Genomic DNA, 17,985 nt, shown 5'->3' on the forward strand with positions numbered 1-17,985 from the left:
ACGTTGTGCCTGCGGCAGCCGGTCGCGGGTGGCTTGAAGGACGCGGGGCAGTCCCCACCTCTGGTTCTGTCACCCCGGAGGCATCATGGACCCCAGTCAGAACCCCAACGTTTTCCACGCCACCACCATCGTCTGCGTCCGTCGCGGCGAGCACGTGGCCATTGCTGGCGACGGCCAGGTCACGCTGGGCCACACCGTGATGAAGGGCAACGCGCGCAAGGTGCGCCGCCTTGGCCGCGATGGCCAGGTGCTGGCCGGCTTCGCCGGTGCCGCCGCCGATGCCTTCACCCTGTTCGAGCTGTTCGAGGCCAAGCTGGAAAAGCATGGCCAGCTGCAGCGCGCCGCCGTCGAGCTGGCCAAGGATTGGCGTACCGAACGCCGCCTGGGCAAGCTGGAAGCCCTGCTGGCCGTGGCCGACAAGGAAACCTCGCTGATCATCAGCGGCACCGGCGATGTGATCGAGCCGGAGGACGGCATCATCGCCATCGGTTCCGGTGGCTCGTACGCCCTTTCGGCTGCGCGTGCGCTGATGGCACACACCGAGCTGGATGCACGCACCATCGCCAGCGAGGCGATCGGCATTGCCGGTGACATCTGCATCTACACCAACCGCAACGTGGTGGTCGAGGAGCTGTAACGCCTCCCGATCCGCCGGGCATGGCCCGGCGCTACCGACAACGAATCCGTGAGCACATCCATGTCGAAGATCGAAGTTTCCTCCGCCACCATGACCCCGCGCGAGATCGTGCAGGAACTGGACCGGCATATCGTCGGCCAGCACGACGCCAAGCGCGCGGTGGCCATCGCCCTGCGCAACCGCTGGCGCCGCATGCAGCTGGTCCCTGAGCTGCGCAATGAAGTGATGCCGAAGAACATCCTGATGATCGGCCCCACCGGCGTCGGCAAGACCGAGATCGCGCGCCGCCTGGCCACCTTGGCCAACGCGCCGTTCGTAAAGGTCGAAGCGACCCGCTTCACCGAAGTCGGCTATGTCGGCAAGGACGTGGAGCAGATCATCCGCGACCTGGCCGATACCGCAGTGAAGCTCTATCGCGAACAGGCCAAGGTGCGCGTGCGTACCCAGGCCGAAGAACGCGCCGAAGACCGCATCCTCGATGCGCTGCTGCCACGCCGCAGCGGTGGCATCGGTTTCGATCCGGAAGTGGCGCGCAACGAGCCGTCGGCGCAGGACAATGAGACCCGCATCAAGTTCCGCAAGATGCTGCGCAACGGCGAGCTGGACGAGCGCGAGATCGAGCTGGACCTGGCCGCGAACGTGAGCATGGACATCATGACCCCGCCGGGCATGGAGGAAATGGGCCAGCAGCTGAAGTCGATGTTCGCCAACCTCGGCGGCGGCGCCAAGGCGCACAAGCGCACGCTGACCATCAAGGCCGCGCGTCCGCTGCTGATCGAGGAAGAGGCCGGCAAGCTGGTCAACGAAGACGACATCCGCACCGCGGCGATCGAAGCCTGCGAGCAGCACGGCATCGTGTTCATCGACGAGATCGACAAGGTCGCCAAGCGCGGTGACAACGTCGGTGGTGGCGACGTGTCGCGCGAAGGCGTGCAGCGCGACCTGCTGCCGCTGGTGGAAGGCTCCAACGTGTCCACCAAGTACGGCACGATCAAGACCGACCACATCCTGTTCATCGCCTCCGGCGCGTTCCACCTGGCCAAGCCCAGCGACCTGATTCCGGAGCTGCAGGGCCGCTTCCCGATCCGCGTCGAGCTGGGCGCGCTGAGCAAGGGTGACTTCGTGCGCATCCTGACCGAGCCGAAGGCCGCGCTGACCAAGCAGTACGAAGCGCTGCTGGCCACCGAAGGCGTCAAGGTCAGCTTCACCGCCGACGCCATCGAGCGCTTGGCCGAGATCGCCTTCCAGGTGAACGAGCGCCAGGAAAACATCGGTGCGCGTCGCCTGCACACGGTGCTGGAGCGCCTGCTGGATTCGCTCAGCTACGAGGCACCGGACCGCGACGGTGAGACCCTGGCCATCGACAGCGCCTACGTCGATGCACACCTGGGTGAGCTGGTGCAGGACCCGGACCTGAGCCGCTACATCCTGTAATGCCAGGTTCCCCACAGCAGAAGGCCGCCGAAAGGCGGCCTTTTTTGTTTGTCCGTTCGCATCAATGCATGGCGTGGATCTACCACGGCAGCGCCGGGCCACGCCCGGCGACCCTCACGCCTCCGGCAGTGGCTCGGGCACCGTGCCCGGCACGAACACGCCGTCCTTCACGTACGCGGCCAGGGTCATGTCCAGCGCGAGCATGCCGTCGCGCTTGAGGTCCATCAGGTCCGGTTCGACCATCGCGCCGTGCAGCACGCCCAGGATCGTCGCGTGCAGCATGCGCGCAGCAATCTTCGGGTCGGCGCCGTCGCGCAGCTGGCCCAGGTCGCCCGCCCGGCGCAGCGCACGCTCCATGCGCTCCAGCGCATCGCGGAAACCGGCCTGCTGCAGTTCGGTCAGCACCTTGGTGTCGGCCGAGGCATCGCTGCGCAGCATGATCTCCATGGTCTTGCGCAGGCGCTCATCCTCGGACAACTCGATGAACGAGTGGATCATTACCGCGCGCAGGTCGTGCACCGGCGTGTCGCGCTGGTCGCTGGCGGTGCGCTCCAGTTCCTGCATGAAAGGCAGGTGCACGCGCTCGACGATCGCGGCCAGCACCTCGCCCTTGTTCTTGAAATGCCAGTAGACCGCGCCACGGGTATAGCCGGCGCGGGCACCGATCATCTCCAGCGTGGTACGGGCCACGCCGTGTTCATGGAAGCAGGCTTCGGCGGCGTCAAGGATGCCTTCCCGGGTTGCCTGGGTGTCCTCTTTGGTCTTGCGGGCCATGGGTGGGTACGAGTGCAGGTGAAACGTGGCTGAATTGTACCGGTTTACAAACAAACAAGCATGTATGTATATTTCCGTCCCATCATTCCCGCCGTGTGCGTGGCAGGCCGTTCGGGCTGCTGCTTCCCGCCGGTGAGCGTTGCCTGCTGGCGCTTTCGGCCGGTATCAGCGCTTTTTGAGATTCCTTTCCCTAAGAGTCTTTCCGTCATGTTGCTGAGCCGAATCCGACCCATCGCGCTGTCGCTGGCCATCGCCGCGACCGTGGCTGCCTGCGGCGGCCAACCCCAGGCCCCCGAGCAGGGACCGGGCGAGGTCACTGTGGTCACGCTGAAGTCCGAGACCGTGGGCCTGACCCGCGAACTGCCGGGCCGCACCAATGCCTTCCTGGTCGCCGAAGTGCGCCCGCAGGTCAGCGGCATCGTCGCCAAGCGCCTGTTCACCGAGGGCGGCATGGTCAAGGCCGGCGAACCGCTCTACCAGATCGAGGACGCCAGCTACCGCGCCCAGGCCAACAGCGCCCGCGCCCAGCTGGCCCGTGCCGAAGCCACCGCAAACGCTGCCCGCCTCAGCGCCAAGCGCATCACCGAGCTGGCCAAGGTCGACGCGGTCAGCCAGCAGGATCTGGAAAACGCCGTGGCCGCGCAGAAGCAGGCCGAGGCCGACGTCGGTGCCGCCAAGGCCTCGCTGGACGCGGCCAACGTCACCCTCGGCTATGCCCGCATCACCGCGCCGATCAGCGGCCGCATCGGCAAGTCCAGCGTCACCCAGGGTGCGCTGGTCAGCGCCGGCCAGGCCAATGCGCTGGCCACCGTGCAGCAGCTGGACCCGATCTACGTCGACCTGACCCAGTCCTCGGCCGAGCTGTTGCAGCTGCGCCGCGAACTGGCTGCCGGCCGCCTGCAGGACAACCAGACCCTGCCGGTCAGCATCCTGATGGAAGACGGCAGCACCTTCGAGCACAAGGGTTCGCTGGAGTTCTCCGAAGTCAGCGTCGACCCGGCCACCGGCAGCTTCGGCCTGCGCGTGAAGGTGGACAATCCGGACGGTCTGCTGATGCCGGGCATGTACGTGCGCGCGGTGATTGGCGGCGGCGTGCGCAGCGATGCGGTGCTGGTGCCGATGCAGGGCATCGCCCGCGATCCGAAGGGCGACACCACGGCGATGGTGGTCGGCAAGGACAACAAGGTTGAAGTGCGCCCGGTCAAGGTCAGCCGCACGGTCGGTGACAAGTGGCTGGTCGAGGACGGCCTGAAGGCCGGCGACAAGGTCATCGTCGAAGGCCTGCAGAAGATCGGCCCCGGCATGCCGGTCAAGGCCACCGAGAAGGGCGCTGCTCCGGCCAAGCCGGCAGCCGCCGCCCAGCCTGCCGCCCCGGCCGGCGACGCGAAGTAAGCGGAGAACCCCATGGCACGCTTTTTCATCGATCGACCCATCTTCGCGTGGGTCATCGCCATCATCATCATGCTCGCTGGCGGCCTGGCCCTGTTCAAGCTGCCGGTCTCGATGTACCCCAACGTCGCTCCGCCGGCGGTGGAAATCAGCGCCACTTACCCGGGTGCATCGGCCAAGGTGGTCGAGGACTCGGTGACGCAGATCATCGAGCAGAACATGAAGGGCCTTGATGGCCTGATCTACTTCTCCTCCAACAGCTCGTCCAACGGCCAGGCCACCATCACCCTGACCTTCGAGAGTGGCACCAACCCGGATATCGCCCAGGTGCAGGTGCAGAACAAGCTGCAGCTGGCCATGCCGCTGCTGCCGCAGGAAGTGCAGCGGCAGGGCATCAACGTGGCCAAGTCCAGCTCGGGCTTCCTGAACGTCATTGCGTTCGTGTCCGAGAACGGCAGCATGGACGCCAACGACATCGCCGACTACGTCGGCTCCAATGTCGTCGACCGCCTGAGCCGCGTGCCGGGCGTGGGCAACATCCAGGTGTTCGGTGGCAAGTACGCAATGCGCATCTGGCTGGACCCGAACAAGCTGCACACCTACGGCCTGTCGGTTGCTGAAGTGACCGCAGCGGTGAAGGCCCAGAACGCGCAGGTGGCGATCGGCCAGCTCGGCGGTGCGCCGTCGGTGAAGGGCCAGCAGCTCAATGCCACCATCAACGCGCAGTCGCGCCTGCAGACGCCGGAACAGTTCCGCAACATCATCGTGCGCGGTGCACAGGACGGTGCCGAACTGCGCCTGGGCGATGTCGCCCGCGTCGAGCTGGGTGCCGAATCGTACGACTTCGTTACCCGCTACAACGGCCAGCCGGCCAGCGGCCTGGCGGTCACCCTGGCCACCGGCGCCAACGCGCTGGATACCGCCGCCGGCGTAGACGCCGCGCTGGAAGACATGAAGGGCTTCTTCCCGGCGGGGCTGAAGGCCGAGATCCCGTACGACACCACCCCGTTCGTGCGCGTGTCGATCAAGGGCGTGGTACAGACCCTGCTCGAAGCGATCGTGCTGGTGTTCGTGGTGATGTACCTGTTCCTGCAGAACTTCCGCGCCACCCTGATCCCGACCATCGCCGTACCGGTGGTGCTGCTGGGTACCTTTGGCGTGCTGGCGATGCTCGGCTTCTCCGTGAACATGCTGACCATGTTCGCGATGGTGCTGGCGATCGGCCTGCTGGTGGACGATGCCATCGTGGTGGTGGAGAACGTCGAGCGCATCATGTCCGAGGAAGGACTGTCGCCGCTTGAAGCGACCCGCAAGTCGATGGGCCAGATCACCGGCGCGCTGGTAGGCATCGGCCTGGTGCTGTCGGCGGTGTTCGTGCCGATGGCCTTCATGAGTGGTTCCACCGGCGTGATCTACCGCCAGTTCTCGGCCACGATCGTGTCGGCGATGGCGCTGTCGGTGCTGGTGGCGATCGTGCTGACCCCGGCGCTGTGCGCGACCATGCTCAAGCCGCTGAAGAAGGGCGAGCACCATGTTGCCCACCGCGGCCTGGCCGGTCGCTTCTTCAATGGCTTCAACCGCGGTTTCGACCGCACCAGCGAACGCTACCAGCGCGGCGTGCGCGGCATCATCCATCGTCCGTGGCGCTTCATGGGCATCGTGGCGGCGCTGTTCGTGCTGATGGGCGTGCTGTTCGTGCGCCTGCCCAGTTCGTTCCTGCCCAACGAAGACCAGGGCGTGCTGATGGCGCTGGTGCAGGCGCCGGTCGGTGCCACCCAGGAACGCACGCTGGAATCGATCGCGGCGCTGGAAAACCACTTCCTGCAGAACGAAAAGGATGCGGTGGACTCGGTGTTCTCGGTGCAGGGCTTCAGCTTCGCCGGCATGGGCCAGAACGCGGGCATGGCGTTCGTGAAGCTGAAGGACTGGAGCGAGCGTGACGCCAACAATGGCGTGATGCCGATCACCGGTCGCGCGATGGCAGCACTGGGCCAGATCAAGGATGCCTTCATCTTCGCTTTCCCGCCGCCGGCCATTCCGGAGCTGGGTACCGCTTCGGGTTACACCTTCTTCCTGAAGGACAACAGTGGCCAGGGCCACGAGGCTCTGGTGGCTGCACGCAACCAGCTGCTGGGCCTCGCTGCGGGCAGCAAGAAGCTGGCCAACGTGCGCCCGAACGGCCAGGAAGACACGCCGCAGTTCCGCATCGACATCGACGCGGCCAAGGCGACCTCGCTGGGGCTGTCGATCGACCAGATCAACGGCACGCTGGCTGCCGCATGGGGCAGCTCGTACATCGATGACTTCGTTGATCGCGGCCGTGTCAAGCGCGTGTTCGTGCAGGCCGACCAGCCGTTCCGCATGGTGCCGGAGGACTTTGATCTCTGGTCCGTGAAGAACGACAAGGGCGAGATGGTGCCATTCAGCGCGTTCGCCACCAAGCACTGGGATTACGGTTCGCCGCGTCTGGAGCGCTACAACGGTGTGTCGGCGATGGAAATCCAGGGCGAACCGGCCCCGGGTGTCGCCTCCGGTGACGCCATGGCCGAGATCGAGCAGCTGGCCAAGCAGCTGCCGGCGGGCTTCGGCATCGAGTGGACGGCGATGTCCTACCAGGAACGCCAGGCCGGCTCGCAGACGCCGCTGCTGTACACACTGTCGCTGATGATCGTGTTCCTGTGCCTGGCAGCGATGTATGAAAGCTGGAGCGTGCCGACCGCGGTGCTGCTGGCGGCCCCGCTGGGTATTCTCGGCGCGGTGCTGGCCAATACCTTCAAGGGCCTGGAACGCGACATCTACTTCCAGGTGGCGATGCTCACCACGGTGGGCCTGACCAGCAAGAACGCGATCCTGATCGTCGAGTTCGCCAAGGAGAACCTGGAGAAGGGCGCAGGCCTGATCGAGTCGATCATGCATGCCGTGCGCGACCGCCTGCGCCCGATCGTGATGACCTCGCTGGCCTTCGGCATGGGCGTGGTACCGCTGGCGATCTCCACCGGCGCCGGCTCCGGCGCCAAGCAGGCAATCGGCACCGGCGTGCTTGGCGGCATGATCGTCGGCACCGCGCTCGGCGTGTTCTTCGTGCCGCTGTTCTTCGTGGTGGTGCAGCGCGTGTTCAAGCGCAAATCCACGACGTAATCGAAACGGTAGTGCCGGCCGCTGGCCGGCACCGCCTCCTGCCTTCCGGCAGTACCGATGGAAGTCATTCACATGAAAAGTGCATCCCTGTTCCTTTCCATCGCCGCCGTGCTTACGCTCGCCGGCTGCTCCACCCTTGCCCCGAAGGGCACCGCCGTTGCGCCGGCCATTCCGGCGCAGTGGCCGTCCGAGGCGGCACAGGGCCAGGTGGCCGATGTCGCTGCCGTCGGTTGGCGCGACTTCTTCACCGATGCGCGCCTACAGCAGGTGATCGACCAGTCGCTGCAGAACAACCGCGACCTGCGCGTGGCCGTGCTCAACGTCGAGCGCGCGCGTGGCCAGTACCGCGTGCAGCGCGCCGATCGTGTGCCCGGCGTGGCAGTGACCGGCCAGATGCAGCGGCAGGGAACCAATGCCGGTGTCACCGAGCAGTTCAGCGCCGGTGTCGGCGTGGCCGAGTTCGAGCTGGACCTGTTTGGCCGCGTGCGCAATCTCAGCGAAGCGTCGCTGCAGCAGTACTTCGCCGTCGCCGCCAACCGCCGCAATGCGCAGCTGAGCCTGGTGGCCGAGACCGCCACCGCGTGGCTGACCTACGGGGCCGACGCGCAGCAACTGAAGATCGCTGAGGCGACGCTGAAGACCTACGAGGATTCGCTGCGCCTGGCCGAAGCGCGCCATGAACGCGGCGGCAGTTCGGCGCTGGAGTTGACCCAGACCCGTACACTGGTGGAAACCGCGCGCACCGACGCCGCGCGCCTGCGTGGCCAGCTGGCCCAGGACCGCAACGCCCTGGCCCTGTTGGCCGGTGGCCAGCTCGATCCGGCGCTGCTGCCGGACAGCATCGAGCCGCAGCTGCTGGCCCTGGCCCCGCCGCCGGCCGGCCTGCCCAGCGACGTGCTGCTGCAGCGCCCGGATATCATGGCCGCCGAACACCAGCTGCTGGCGGCCAATGCCAACATCGGTGCGGCGCGCGCAGCCTTCTTCCCGAGCATCTCGCTGACCGGCAGCATCGGCAGTGGCTCGAATGAACTGTCCAACCTGTTCGACAGCGGCACGCGTGTGTGGAGCTTCCTGCCGAAGATCACCCTCCCGATCTTCCAGGGCGGCAAGCTGCGCGCGAACCTGGCCATCGCCAATGCAGATCGCGATATCGCTCTGGCGCAGTACGAGAAATCGATCCAGGTGGGTTTCCGCGAAACCGCCGACGCACTGGCGCTGAATGTCAGCCTGGATGAGCAGGTGAGCGCGCAGCAGCGCCTGGTGGAAGCCGCCGAACAGGCCAATCGCCTGTCGCAGGCGCGCTACGACGCGGGCCTGGACAGCTTCGTCACCCTGCTCGACGCACGGCGCACCGCCTACACTGCGCAGCAGACCCAGCTGCAGGCGCAGCTGGCGCAGCAGGCCAACCGCATCACCCTGTACAAGGTGCTGGGCGGCGGCTGGCACGAGCGCAGCTGAGCCGCAATTCGATGGCGGTAGCGCCAGGCCTCGCCCGGCGGCTTCTCGTTCCTGCATGCCTGGCGTCTGGGGCGGACCGCGTGATCGAAATAGCTCGGTTGCCACAAAGACGTCTGCATGCCGAACTGCTGCCCCAGCAACCGGCTGCTGCGGGATTTCACCGTTCCAATCCGGCGCGGCAGTGATCCGCCGCGCACCTGCTTCAGCCAATGCAGATGGTCAGGCATTCGGCCGAGGGCGATGGCGCGTGTGGGATTCTTCGGGGTATCGCGCTCGCCGGGCATGGCCCGGTGCTACCGTCAGACCGCTTCATCATCGCGCGGCGCGGCGCGGCAGGCGCGCACGCGCAGCAGCGCATCGCCGGCTTCGCGCGCCATGCGCTCGTACTCGGCGCGGATCTCTTCCAGCCGCTCCTCGTCCAGCTCTTCCAGATCCAACAGTTCGTTGTTGGCTTCGGCCGTCGCCCGGATCAGCTCGTCCAGCTTGATCTGCATCGCGGCCGTATCTGCGTCCTGCGTGTGCTGGATCAGGAACACCATCAGGAAGGTGATGATGGTCGTGCCAGTGTTGATCACCAGCTGCCAAGTGTCGTTGAAACCGAACACCGGGCCAGTGATACCCCAGATCACCACGATCGCGACTGCAGCCAGGAAGGTCCACGGCGAGCCGGTGGCGGCCGCGGCCTTCTTGGCGATCGTATTGAACAGGTTTCGTACTTTCATCGTCGTCGCCCCACTCAGGTGACGAGGATGATCGGCAGTGGCCCGTGCAGGCGCCGTGCAGCGGCGATCAGGCGCGCATGCGCTGCAACCGCGGGGCCTGCAGGCTGCGCACCGGACTGCTCTGGTAGACGTGCTGCCAGCAACGGTCGACGAACTCGCGGGCCTGCGCTTCGCTCAGCCGCGGCATGATCTGCAGGGCGTACTGGGTCTGGAACATCTCGTCACGTTCGGCTTCGCTGGCGCGCGGCTGGGTGATCAACGAATCACAGGCGAACTTGATCCACGGCACGTACGAGCCGAACGAGTTGTGCGGCAGTGCGCCTTCGGCATGTTGGCGGCGCCAGTGGTCAAGCTCGGCGTCTACGTTGATGACCGGAGGAATGGTGGGAACTTCAGCGTGCATGACAATCCAGTTCGGTTGAGTGGAAAGAGAGTGGGGGTTAATCCGAGTGTGGCCGATGAGGCAGTGGAAGCCGCGTCAGCGCGATGTGCAGCTGGCGTTGCGATTGCCTATCAGTTGCGCATGCTCGACCGCGCCGAGGTCTTCGGCCATGTCGGCCATCGCATTGCACAGGCGCTCATGGTCGAACGGTTGGCCGCGTACCAGTTCCAGCTGCAGGCCCTGGTAGGCAGTCCAGAACAGCGCGCCACGCCGGTGAAGCGCGTAGTGCTGCTGCAGGCGCTTGCGGATGGCGTCGAGGATCGGGTCGGGCATAGGGCGTACGGCGTGCGCGCACATGGCTGGCTCCGCCGGGGAAAGGAGTCCCGGTAACCCCACCCTAGGCGCGACCGCCAGGTGGGGTGTTATCGCAGCGTGTGCACGTTGCGCAGCTGACTGTGCACGGGTTCACGGCAATGGCCGCAAACGCTGCCGGCACAACGGGGTGCCGGCACTGAAGCATTCATTAAGCAGGTTCAATAGGCACTGCACGTTGCTTATTCACCGATGTCTTCGTTCCAGATCTCCGGATGCTGCGCAATGAAGCCGCCGAGCAGATCGACGCATTCCTGGTTGTCGAGGTCGATCACGTTGACGCCGTTCTCGCGCAGCCAGTCGATGCCGCCCTGGAAGGTGCGCGATTCGCCCACCACCACGGTGCCGATGTTGAACTGGCGCACCAGGCCCGAGCAATACCAGCACGGGGCCAGGGTGGTGACCATGATGGTGTCCTGGTAGCGGCGCTGGCGGCCGGCCTTGCGGAAGGCATCGGTTTCGCCGTGCACGGACGGGTCGCCTTCCTGTACGCGGCGGTTGTGGCCGCAGCCGAGCAGGCGGCCATCGTTGTGGTACAGCGCCGCGCCGATCGGCACGCCGCCTTCGGCCAGCCCCTGGCGGGCTTCGGCGATGGCGGTCTGCAGCAGGGCCTGGTAGTCGGGCGTGGTGATCATGCGGGGGCTCCGGTAAGTCGTGGCCCGCCATGATACGGGCAGGGGGTGCCGCTGGCCCCCGGCGGTGCGATAATCAGGGCCATGAGCGAATCCCCCTACAAAGCCGGTACCACCCATTTCGGGTTCCGCGACGTCGCCGCCAAGGACAAGCAGAAGCTGGTCGGCCAGGTGTTCACCTCGGTCGCGCGCAACTACGACCTGATGAACGACCTGATGAGCCTGGGCGTGCACCGGGCGTGGAAGCGCTACTACGTGGCCACTGCGCAGGTGAAGCCGGGCGATCGCGTGCTCGACCTGGCGGGCGGTACCGGCGACATCGCCGCGCTGCTGAAGGAGCGCGTCGGCGCCGAGGGCTCGGTGGTGCTGGGCGACATCAACGCCGGCATGCTGTCGGTCGGCCGTGACCGCCTGACCAACCGCGGCCTGGTGCTCGGCCTGGACTACGTGCAGTGCAATGCTGAAGCGCTCCCGTTCCCGGACAACAGCTTCGACCTGGTCACCATCGCCTTCGGCCTGCGCAACGTGACCGACAAGGACGCCGGCCTGCGCGAGATGTACCGCGTGCTGAAGGTGGGCGGCCAGGCCCGCGTGCTGGAGTTCTCCGAGGTCACCGCAGACTGGTTCAAGCCGATCTACGATTTCCACTCGTTCAGGATCCTGCCCAAGCTGGGCAAGCTGTTTGCCAATGACTCGGACAGCTACCAGTACCTGGCCGAGAGCATCCGCAAGCACCCGCCGCAGGAAGAACTGAAGGCGATGATGGGGCAGGCCGGCTTCGAGCGCTGCCATTACAAGAACCTGACCGGTGGCATCGTTTCGATCCACTCCGGCTACAAGCTGTAAGCCCTGCTCCGGTGGGTGCCAACCTTGGTTGGTACTCGCCCGCTGCGGGCGCTGACACATCCGTGCCAACCAAGGTTGGCATGTGCCCGCGGCGCAGCATCGGCCTTGCCCGCCATTACCCCGCACCGCGCAACGCCTGCGGGGCCGGAGGGAGTTACCATTGGGGTTTGATCCCCGTAACGGTCCCGATTCATGCGTAATCCGCTGATGCTCCTTCCGCTGGCCGTGGCCCTGGCCGCCGGCTGCTCCCAGGAGGCGGCCGCGCCCGCCGCCGCACCGACTGCCGAAAAGGCCCCCGCCGCCCCCGTGAACGCCGAGAACCGCAGCCACGACGAAAGCTCGTACGCCGAGCCGGACAAGGTCGCCATCAAGGACATCGCGCTGGATCTGAAGCTGGACTTCGACCAGAAGCAGATCGGCGGCACCGCCACCTATACCTTGGAATGGAAGCAGAAGGACGCCAAGCAGCTGGTGCTCGACACCCGCGAGCTGACCGTGTCCAAGGTCGAGGCCGTTGCCGCCGATGGCGCGCGCAGCCCGCTGAAGTTCGAGCTGGCCGCCGCTGACAAGGTGTTCGGCAGCAAGCTGACCATCGAGGCTCCGGAACAGCCGTCCAAGGTGGAAGTGACCTACCACACCGCGCCGACCGCCTCGGGCCTGCAGTGGCTGGCACCGTCGATGACCGAGGGCAAGAAGCTGCCCTTCATGTTCAGCCAGTCGCAGGCCATCCACGCCCGTTCCTGGGTGCCGCTGCAGGACACCCCGAGCGTGCGTTTCACCTACAGCGCGCACGTGGTCTCGCGCCCGGACGTGATGGTGCTGATGAGCGCCGACAACGATCCGAAGGCCGCGCGTGACGGTGACTACACCTTCAAGATGCCGCAGCCGATTCCGTCGTACCTGCTGGCCATCGCCGCCGGCGACCTGGTGTTCGAGCCGATCTCCGGCCGCTCCGGCGTCTGGGCCGAGCCGACCATGGTCAACAAGGCCGCCAAGGAATTCGAAGACACCGAAAAGATGATCGGTGCCGCCGAGAAGCTGTACGGCGAATACCGCTGGGGCCGCTACGACATGCTGGTGCTGCCGCCGTCGTTCCCGTTCGGCGGCATGGAAAACCCGCGCCTGACCTTCGCCACCCCGACCGTGATCGTCGGCGACAAGTCTCTGGTCTCGCTGGTCGCCCACGAACTGGCGCACAGCTGGTCGGGCAACCTGGTGACCAACGCCAGCTGGAAGGACATCTGGCTCAATGAAGGCTTCACCACCTACGTCCAGGGCCGCATCACCGAAGCCCTGTACGGCAAGGAGATGGCCGAGATGGAAAAGCAGATCGACCAGACCGACCTGCTGGCCGAAGTGAAGGACATGAGCCCGGCCGACCAGGCGCTGGCGCTGCCGCCGCTGAACGAGCGTGACCCCGACGAAGCCCTCAGCCAGGTCGCCTACGTCAAGGGTTCGTGGTTCCTGGAGTTCCTGGAACAGCGCTTCGGCCGCGAGACCTTCGATCCGTTCCTGCGTGGCTGGTTCGATGACCATGCCTTCCAGAGCGCGAACACCGACCAGTTCGTCGACTACATGAAGAAGAACCTGCTGCCGAAGAATCCGTCGGCAGTGACCGAGGCCGAGCTGAAGGCGTGGCTGGACGAGCCGGGCATTCCGGCCTTCGCCACCAAGGCGCAGTCGCGCAACTTCAGCAGCGTCGATACCGCGCGCATCGCGTTTGCCAGCGCCGGCACCGTGCCCAGCAGCCAGGTCATCGCCGACTGGAGCACGCAGGAATGGGTGCGCTTCATCGACGGGCTGGGCGCCACCCAGCCGCTGGACAAGCTGGCCACGCTGGACAAGGCCTTCCACTTCACCGGCACCCCGAATGGCGAGATCGCCATGCGCTGGTACCCGCTGGCGATCCGCAGCGGCTACGAGCAGGCCAATGAAGGCGCGGCTGCGTTCATCGAGCGCGTCGGCCGTCGCAAGCTGATCATGCCGATCTACGCCGAACTGGTGAAGACGCCGAAGGGTCTGGAGCTGGCCAAGCAGGCCTTCGAAAAGGCCAAGCCGGGCTACCACCCGATCACCACGGCCTCGGTGCAGGACATGCTGGCCAAGGCTGAAGCCAAGTAAGCGGTGGTGCCGGCCGCTGGCCGGCAACCGGTCATTGCTTCACCACCAACGGCGGGGAAACCCGCCGTTGGTGTATCCGCTTTTCGCTGCCGATAGAATCGGGATGCACCCGCAAAGGACCTCCGCCATGAAACGACTGATGCTGCTCACCGCTTGCACCCTGGCCCTGGCCGCCTGCAGCAATCCCGAGGAAGAGCGCAAGGCGCAGGAAGCCGCTGCGGCGGCCGTGCAGGCGCAGAAGGAGGCCAAGGCCGAGGACGTCGCCAAGCAGTACGACATGGCCGTTGCCGCGCAGGACTGGGAGCGCGCGCGCCTGCATGGCGCCTCACTGCTGGACCAGTACAAGGACACCGCCGCCGCCGAGCGCATCGCCGCCGGTTTCGATGAAGTAAAGGCCAAGGGCGATGCCGCGCGCGACCTGCGCCGCATGCAGGGGCTGTGGCAGTACAACCAGATTCCGGTCGGCAGCAAGGGCAGCCAGGTCTCGGCGTCGATCTACAGCAAGGAACGGGTAGATGTGGACGGCAGCGGCGCCAAGCCGGTGCAGCTGGTGTTCCGCGATCACCCGGAGTGGAAGCGGCACGCTTACCTGGTGCTGCAGGCCGGTGATTTCCGCTGCCCGCAATGCACGGTGAAGGTGACCGTGGACGACGGCAAGCCGGTGTCGATGGCGGCCTGGCGCCCGAAGACCGATGAAGCCATCGCGATGTTCATCACCGACCAGAAGGCGCTGTGGAAGCTGGCGCGCAAGGGCAAGTCGATCAGCATCGAGTTTCCGGTCAAGGCGGGCGGCACGCGCACGGCCGTGTTCGAGACCGGGGGCGTCGACGCCAGCCGCATGCCGCAGTGGTGGCAGTGACGGCTGCGGCGGGCAATGCAGTGCACGCGTTGTCCACGATCCGGCACTGGGTGTTCGACATGGATGGCACGCTGACCATGGCCGTGCATGATTTCGCCGCGATCCGCCATGCGCTGCAGATCGCTGCCGAGGAAGACATCCTCGACCATATCGCGGCGTTGCCGGAGGCAGCGGCGCAGGCCAAGCGCGCGTGGCTGCTGGATCACGAACGCGCGCTGGCCGAGGACGCGTTGCCGGCCCCGGGCGCAGTGAAGCTGCTGCGTACGCTGGCAGCCGACGGTTGCCGGGTGGGCATCCTGACCCGCAACGATCATGCGCTGGCGAAGCTGACGCTGCACGCGATCGGGGTTGGGGAACTGTTCGACGATGCCGACATCATCGGCCGCGATGAAGCGGTGCCCAAGCCCTCGCCGGATGGTCTGCAGCAGCACCTGCGGCGTTGGGGCATCGCGGCGGCAGGGGCGGTGATGGTGGGAGACCACGCCTACGACCTGGAGTGCGGCCGTGCGGCCGGCACGCATACCGTGCTGGTCAACCTGCCAGAGAACCCGTGGCCGGGTCGCGCCGACTGGCATTTCGCTGATTGCCGCGCCTTGCTGGCGGCGTGGCAGGCCGCATGACCGTGTAGAGCCGAGCTCACGCTCGGCTGCTCTGCTGTCAGATCGCGCTGGCGCGCGCACGCCGAGCAGGGCTCGGCTCTACAGAAATCCAACAGCGTGTCGGCCAAAGTCGACACCTACCAACAGCATTGCCAGCAGCGCATCGGGTGGAAAGCCCCCTTGTTGTTCAAGGGGGCGCGCCGAAGGCGCGGGGATAAGGTGGAAGGCGCGGGCAGTTCGGCTTACGCGCTCAGCGCGTAACCGAACTGCTGCTTGAACTGCTCGTTGAACTCATCAAAGGTGAAGCGCTGGTTCTGGGTGCCCGGGTGCTCGACCTTCAGTGCGCCCATCAGGTTGCCCATGCGGCCGATGGTCAGCCAGTCGTAGCCCTTCTGGATGCCGTAGATCAGGCCGGCGCGGAAGGCGTCGCCACAACCGGTCGGGTCGACCACGCGGCGCTCGTGCGCCGGCGGGATGTCGTAGCTCTTTTCCGGAGTGTGGATGACCGCGCCCTTCGGGCCACGGGTGGTGATGTAGGCCTTGACCCGGCTGACGATCTCCTGCTCGTCCCAGCCGGTGCGCTCCTGCAGCAGATTTGATTCGTAGTCGTTGACCACCACGTAGTCGGCCTGCTCGATGAACGCGCGCAGCTCCGGGCCGTTGAACAGCGGCATGGCCTGGCCCGGGTCGAAGATGAACGGGATGCCGTCTTCGTGGAATTCCAGCGCGTTCTGGATCATGCCTTCGCGGCCGTCCGGGCCGACCAGGCCCAGGGTCACGCCCGGCACGCCACGCACGTGGTTCTCGTAGGAACGCATCATCGCGCCCGGATGGAATGCGGTGATCTGGTTGTTGTCGTGGTCGGTGGTGATGAACGCCTGCGGGGTGAACAGCTCATCGATCACACGCACGCGCGACAGGTCGATGCCCAGGCCTTCGAAGTACTCGCGGTACGGGCCGAAGTCCGAGCCCACGGTGCCCATCGGGATCGGCTGGCCGCCCAGCAGGTGCAGGTTGTAGGCGATGTTGCCGGCGCAGCCGCCGAACTCGCGGCGCATGCGAGGGACCAGGAAGGACACGTTCAGGATGTGCACCTTGTCCGGCAGGATGTGATTCTTGAACTGGTCCGGGAACACCATGATGGTGTCGAAGGCAAGAGAACCACAGATCAGAGCGGACATCGATGTAAGCCTATGCGGTGAATTTTGGGGTGGGCCGGCCCGGCTCGGCGGGCAAGCAAACGGCGCCCTTGGGCGCCCGACGGCGCAAAGGTTACCCGCTGGTGCCGCTCAGGGCCAGAACCGGGTAATGCCCGATCAGGCCGAAAGCCTGTGAAGACGCGGGTTCAGCTAGTTTTTTCCTTGCTCGGCGGCAGGCGGGTTGCTAGGCTTGTCGGCCTCGATTTCTGCCCATTTTTTCGCCATCCCGCGTTGGGCGCGACACCCCTCAGGACTCCTTCCTCAGATGTTCAAGAAACTCCGCGGCATGTTCTCCAACGACCTGTCCATCGACCTGGGCACGGCCAACACCCTCATCTACGTGCGCGGGCAGGGGATCGTGCTGAACGAGCCGTCGGTCGTGGCCGTGCGCCAGGACCGTGCCATCGGTGGCACCCGCTCGGTGGCAGCCGTAGGCGCCGAAGCCAAGCAGATGCTCGGCCGTACCCCGGGCCACATCACCACCATCCGCCCGATGAAGGACGGCGTCATCGCCGACTTCACCTACACCGAGGCGATGCTCAAGCACTTCATCAAGAAGGTGCACAAGTCGCGCGTGCTGCGCCCGAGCCCGCGCGTGCTGGTCTGCGTGCCGGCCGGTTCGACCCAGGTCGAGCGTCGCGCGATCAAGGAATCGGCCGAGGAAGCCGGTGCCCGCGACGTGTTCCTGATCGAAGAGCCGATGGCGGCTGCAATCGGCGCCGGCATGCCGGTCACCGAGGCCCGTGGCTCGATGGTCATCGACATTGGCGGCGGCACCACCGAAGTGGCGGTGATCTCGCTCAACGGCATCGTCTATTCGGCCTCGGTGCGCATCGGTGGCGACCGCTTCGACGAGTCGATCACCAACTACGTGCGCCGCAACCACGGCATGCTGATCGGTGAAGCCACCGCCGAGCGCATCAAGGTCGAGCTGGGCTGCGCCTACCCGCAGGCGGAAGTGATCGAGATGGAGATCTCCGGCCGCAACCTCGCCGAGGGCGTGCCGAAGATGATCAAGATCAGCTCCAACGAGGTGCTTGAAGCCTTGCACGAACCGCTATCGGGCATCGTCAGCGCGGTCAAGCTGGCGCTGGAGCAGACCCCGCCGGAACTGTGCGCCGACGTCGCCGAGCGCGGCATCGTGCTGACCGGTGGTGGCGCCCTGCTGCGCGACCTGGACCGCCTGATCTCCGAGGAAACCGGCCTGCACGTGCAGGTGGCCGACGATCCGCTGACCTGCGTGGCCCGCGGTGGCGGTCGTGCGCTGGAGCTGGTGGACATGCACGGCAACGAGTTCTTTGCGCCGGAATAAGCCGTCCCGGCCGTTCCTGCCCGCCGCGCCCTTCCGGGGTGCGGCCCGCCGTCATGGCGGGCCGACACCGGCGGGGCGTCTGCGTGTTTCCCCTTCGCCTTCTGCCAGTTG

General features: G+C 66.2%; 17 protein-coding genes. 10 read left to right on the plus strand and 7 right to left on the minus strand.

What is annotated here, in order from left to right; translation table 11 throughout:
* Positions 1–85 precede the first annotated feature (85 nt).
* Together hslV and hslU are read left to right on the plus strand one after the other, a co-directional pair.
* Complete coding sequence (hslV, locus tag QZ853_RS08980) at positions 86–637, plus strand: ATP-dependent protease subunit HslV (RefSeq protein WP_005411093.1); 552 nt, start codon at positions 86–88, stop codon at positions 635–637.
* Positions 638–697: 60 nt separating this feature from the next.
* Positions 698–2,071 (plus strand): ATP-dependent protease ATPase subunit HslU, encoded by a 1,374-nt coding sequence (hslU, locus tag QZ853_RS08985; RefSeq protein ID WP_087924230.1) that lies wholly within the window; start codon positions 698–700, stop codon positions 2,069–2,071.
* Positions 2,072–2,185: 114 nt separating this feature from the next.
* Here the strand turns inward: hslU and smeT are convergent, their stop codons facing one another.
* Entirely contained in the window at positions 2,186–2,845 is a 660-nt protein-coding gene (gene smeT / locus QZ853_RS08990) for an efflux transporter SmeDEF transcriptional repressor SmeT (RefSeq protein WP_295572127.1), read from the minus strand.
* Between the two features lie 207 nt (positions 2,846–3,052).
* Between smeT and smeD the strand changes: the two genes are divergently transcribed.
* From smeD to smeF, 3 genes are read left to right on the plus strand one after another with little or no spacing between them, the layout of a single operon-like run.
* Complete coding sequence (smeD, locus tag QZ853_RS08995; RefSeq protein ID WP_295572130.1) at positions 3,053–4,237, plus strand: multidrug efflux RND transporter periplasmic adaptor subunit SmeD; 1,185 nt, start codon at positions 3,053–3,055, stop codon at positions 4,235–4,237.
* A gap of 12 nt (positions 4,238–4,249) precedes the next feature.
* Entirely contained in the window at positions 4,250–7,372 is a 3,123-nt protein-coding gene (gene smeE / locus QZ853_RS09000; protein ID WP_295572132.1) for a multidrug efflux RND transporter permease subunit SmeE, read from the plus strand.
* Between the two features lie 57 nt (positions 7,373–7,429).
* On the plus strand, positions 7,430–8,830 hold the full coding sequence (gene smeF, locus QZ853_RS09005; protein WP_295572134.1) for a multidrug efflux RND transporter outer membrane subunit SmeF: 1,401 nt from the start codon (positions 7,430–7,432) through the stop codon (positions 8,828–8,830).
* On the opposite strand, the gene QZ853_RS09010 is transcribed toward smeF, so the two are convergent.
* The 5 genes from QZ853_RS09010 to QZ853_RS09030 form a co-directional block, all read right to left on the minus strand.
* Entirely contained in the window at positions 8,728–9,114 is a 387-nt protein-coding gene (locus QZ853_RS09010) for a transposase (protein WP_295572136.1), read from the minus strand. The genes smeF and QZ853_RS09010 overlap by 103 nt on opposite strands.
* Positions 9,115–9,129: 15 nt before the next feature.
* On the minus strand, positions 9,130–9,552 hold the full coding sequence (locus tag QZ853_RS09015; protein WP_295572138.1) for a low affinity iron permease family protein: 423 nt from the start codon (positions 9,550–9,552) through the stop codon (positions 9,130–9,132).
* 67 nt (positions 9,553–9,619) lie between these two features.
* Positions 9,620–9,955, minus strand: a complete 336-nt coding sequence (locus QZ853_RS09020) for a hypothetical protein (protein ID WP_005411085.1) — start codon at positions 9,953–9,955, stop codon at positions 9,620–9,622.
* A 75-nt stretch (positions 9,956–10,030) separates the two neighbouring features.
* Positions 10,031–10,291, minus strand: a complete 261-nt coding sequence (locus QZ853_RS09025; RefSeq protein WP_295572140.1) for a hypothetical protein — start codon at positions 10,289–10,291, stop codon at positions 10,031–10,033.
* Positions 10,292–10,488: 197 nt separating this feature from the next.
* On the minus strand, positions 10,489–10,941 hold the full coding sequence (locus tag QZ853_RS09030; RefSeq protein WP_049399252.1) for a nucleoside deaminase: 453 nt from the start codon (positions 10,939–10,941) through the stop codon (positions 10,489–10,491).
* Between the two features lie 81 nt (positions 10,942–11,022).
* Between QZ853_RS09030 and ubiE the strand changes: the two genes are divergently transcribed.
* From ubiE to QZ853_RS09050, 4 genes are all read left to right on the plus strand, one after another.
* Positions 11,023–11,784 (plus strand): bifunctional demethylmenaquinone methyltransferase/2-methoxy-6-polyprenyl-1,4-benzoquinol methylase UbiE, encoded by a 762-nt coding sequence (ubiE, locus tag QZ853_RS09035; protein ID WP_008267586.1) that lies wholly within the window; start codon positions 11,023–11,025, stop codon positions 11,782–11,784.
* A 192-nt stretch (positions 11,785–11,976) separates the two neighbouring features.
* Positions 11,977–13,905 (plus strand): M1 family metallopeptidase, encoded by a 1,929-nt coding sequence (locus tag QZ853_RS09040; protein ID WP_295572145.1) that lies wholly within the window; start codon positions 11,977–11,979, stop codon positions 13,903–13,905.
* A 127-nt stretch (positions 13,906–14,032) separates the two neighbouring features.
* A complete protein-coding gene (locus tag QZ853_RS09045) occupies positions 14,033–14,764 on the plus strand; it encodes a hypothetical protein (RefSeq protein ID WP_295572147.1) in 732 nt (243 codons plus the stop codon).
* Positions 14,752–15,384 carry an HAD family hydrolase gene (locus tag QZ853_RS09050; protein WP_295572150.1) on the plus strand — a complete coding sequence of 211 codons (633 nt, stop codon included), beginning with the start codon at positions 14,752–14,754 and terminating at the stop codon, positions 15,382–15,384. Before QZ853_RS09045 ends, QZ853_RS09050 begins: the two co-directional genes overlap by 13 nt.
* 221 nt (positions 15,385–15,605) lie before the next feature.
* Here the strand turns inward: QZ853_RS09050 and QZ853_RS09055 are convergent, their stop codons facing one another.
* Positions 15,606–16,544 (minus strand): carbohydrate kinase family protein, encoded by a 939-nt coding sequence (locus QZ853_RS09055; RefSeq protein WP_295572152.1) that lies wholly within the window; start codon positions 16,542–16,544, stop codon positions 15,606–15,608.
* A 283-nt stretch (positions 16,545–16,827) separates the two neighbouring features.
* Here QZ853_RS09055 and QZ853_RS09060 point away from each other — a divergent pair, with 283 nt between their 5' ends.
* Entirely contained in the window at positions 16,828–17,874 is a 1,047-nt protein-coding gene (locus tag QZ853_RS09060; protein WP_005419402.1) for a rod shape-determining protein, read from the plus strand.
* Positions 17,875–17,985: the final 111 nt, after the last annotated feature.

Source organism: uncultured Stenotrophomonas sp. (genome assembly GCF_913778665.1).
GTDB lineage: Bacteria > Pseudomonadota > Gammaproteobacteria > Xanthomonadales > Xanthomonadaceae > Stenotrophomonas.

Excerpts from the sequence above, each read along its gene's own strand:
- QZ853_RS09025 (WP_295572140.1), bottom strand. The coding sequence starts at position 10,291 with ATGTGCGCGCACGCCGTACGCCCTATGCCCGACCCGATCCTCGACGCC.
- smeF (WP_295572134.1), top strand. The coding sequence starts at position 7,430 with ATGGAAGTCATTCACATGAAAAGTGCATCCCTGTTCCTTTCCATCGCC.
- QZ853_RS09030 (WP_049399252.1), bottom strand. The coding sequence starts at position 10,941 with ATGATCACCACGCCCGACTACCAGGCCCTGCTGCAGACCGCCATCGCC.
- QZ853_RS09045 (WP_295572147.1), top strand. The coding sequence starts at position 14,033 with ATGAAACGACTGATGCTGCTCACCGCTTGCACCCTGGCCCTGGCCGCC.
- QZ853_RS09040 (WP_295572145.1), top strand. The coding sequence starts at position 11,977 with ATGCGTAATCCGCTGATGCTCCTTCCGCTGGCCGTGGCCCTGGCCGCC.
- smeE (WP_295572132.1), top strand. The coding sequence starts at position 4,250 with ATGGCACGCTTTTTCATCGATCGACCCATCTTCGCGTGGGTCATCGCC.
- QZ853_RS09010 (WP_295572136.1), bottom strand. The coding sequence starts at position 9,114 with ATGCCCGGCGAGCGCGATACCCCGAAGAATCCCACACGCGCCATCGCC.
- QZ853_RS09020 (WP_005411085.1), bottom strand. The coding sequence starts at position 9,955 with ATGCACGCTGAAGTTCCCACCATTCCTCCGGTCATCAACGTAGACGCC.
- smeD (WP_295572130.1), top strand. The coding sequence starts at position 3,053 with ATGTTGCTGAGCCGAATCCGACCCATCGCGCTGTCGCTGGCCATCGCC.
- hslV (WP_005411093.1), top strand. The coding sequence starts at position 86 with ATGGACCCCAGTCAGAACCCCAACGTTTTCCACGCCACCACCATCGTC.
- QZ853_RS09060 (WP_005419402.1), top strand. The coding sequence starts at position 16,828 with ATGTTCAAGAAACTCCGCGGCATGTTCTCCAACGACCTGTCCATCGAC.
- smeT (WP_295572127.1), bottom strand. The coding sequence starts at position 2,845 with ATGGCCCGCAAGACCAAAGAGGACACCCAGGCAACCCGGGAAGGCATC.
- ubiE (WP_008267586.1), top strand. The coding sequence starts at position 11,023 with ATGAGCGAATCCCCCTACAAAGCCGGTACCACCCATTTCGGGTTCCGC.
- QZ853_RS09015 (WP_295572138.1), bottom strand. The coding sequence starts at position 9,552 with ATGAAAGTACGAAACCTGTTCAATACGATCGCCAAGAAGGCCGCGGCC.
- QZ853_RS09055 (WP_295572152.1), bottom strand. The coding sequence starts at position 16,544 with ATGTCCGCTCTGATCTGTGGTTCTCTTGCCTTCGACACCATCATGGTG.
- hslU (WP_087924230.1), top strand. The coding sequence starts at position 698 with ATGTCGAAGATCGAAGTTTCCTCCGCCACCATGACCCCGCGCGAGATC.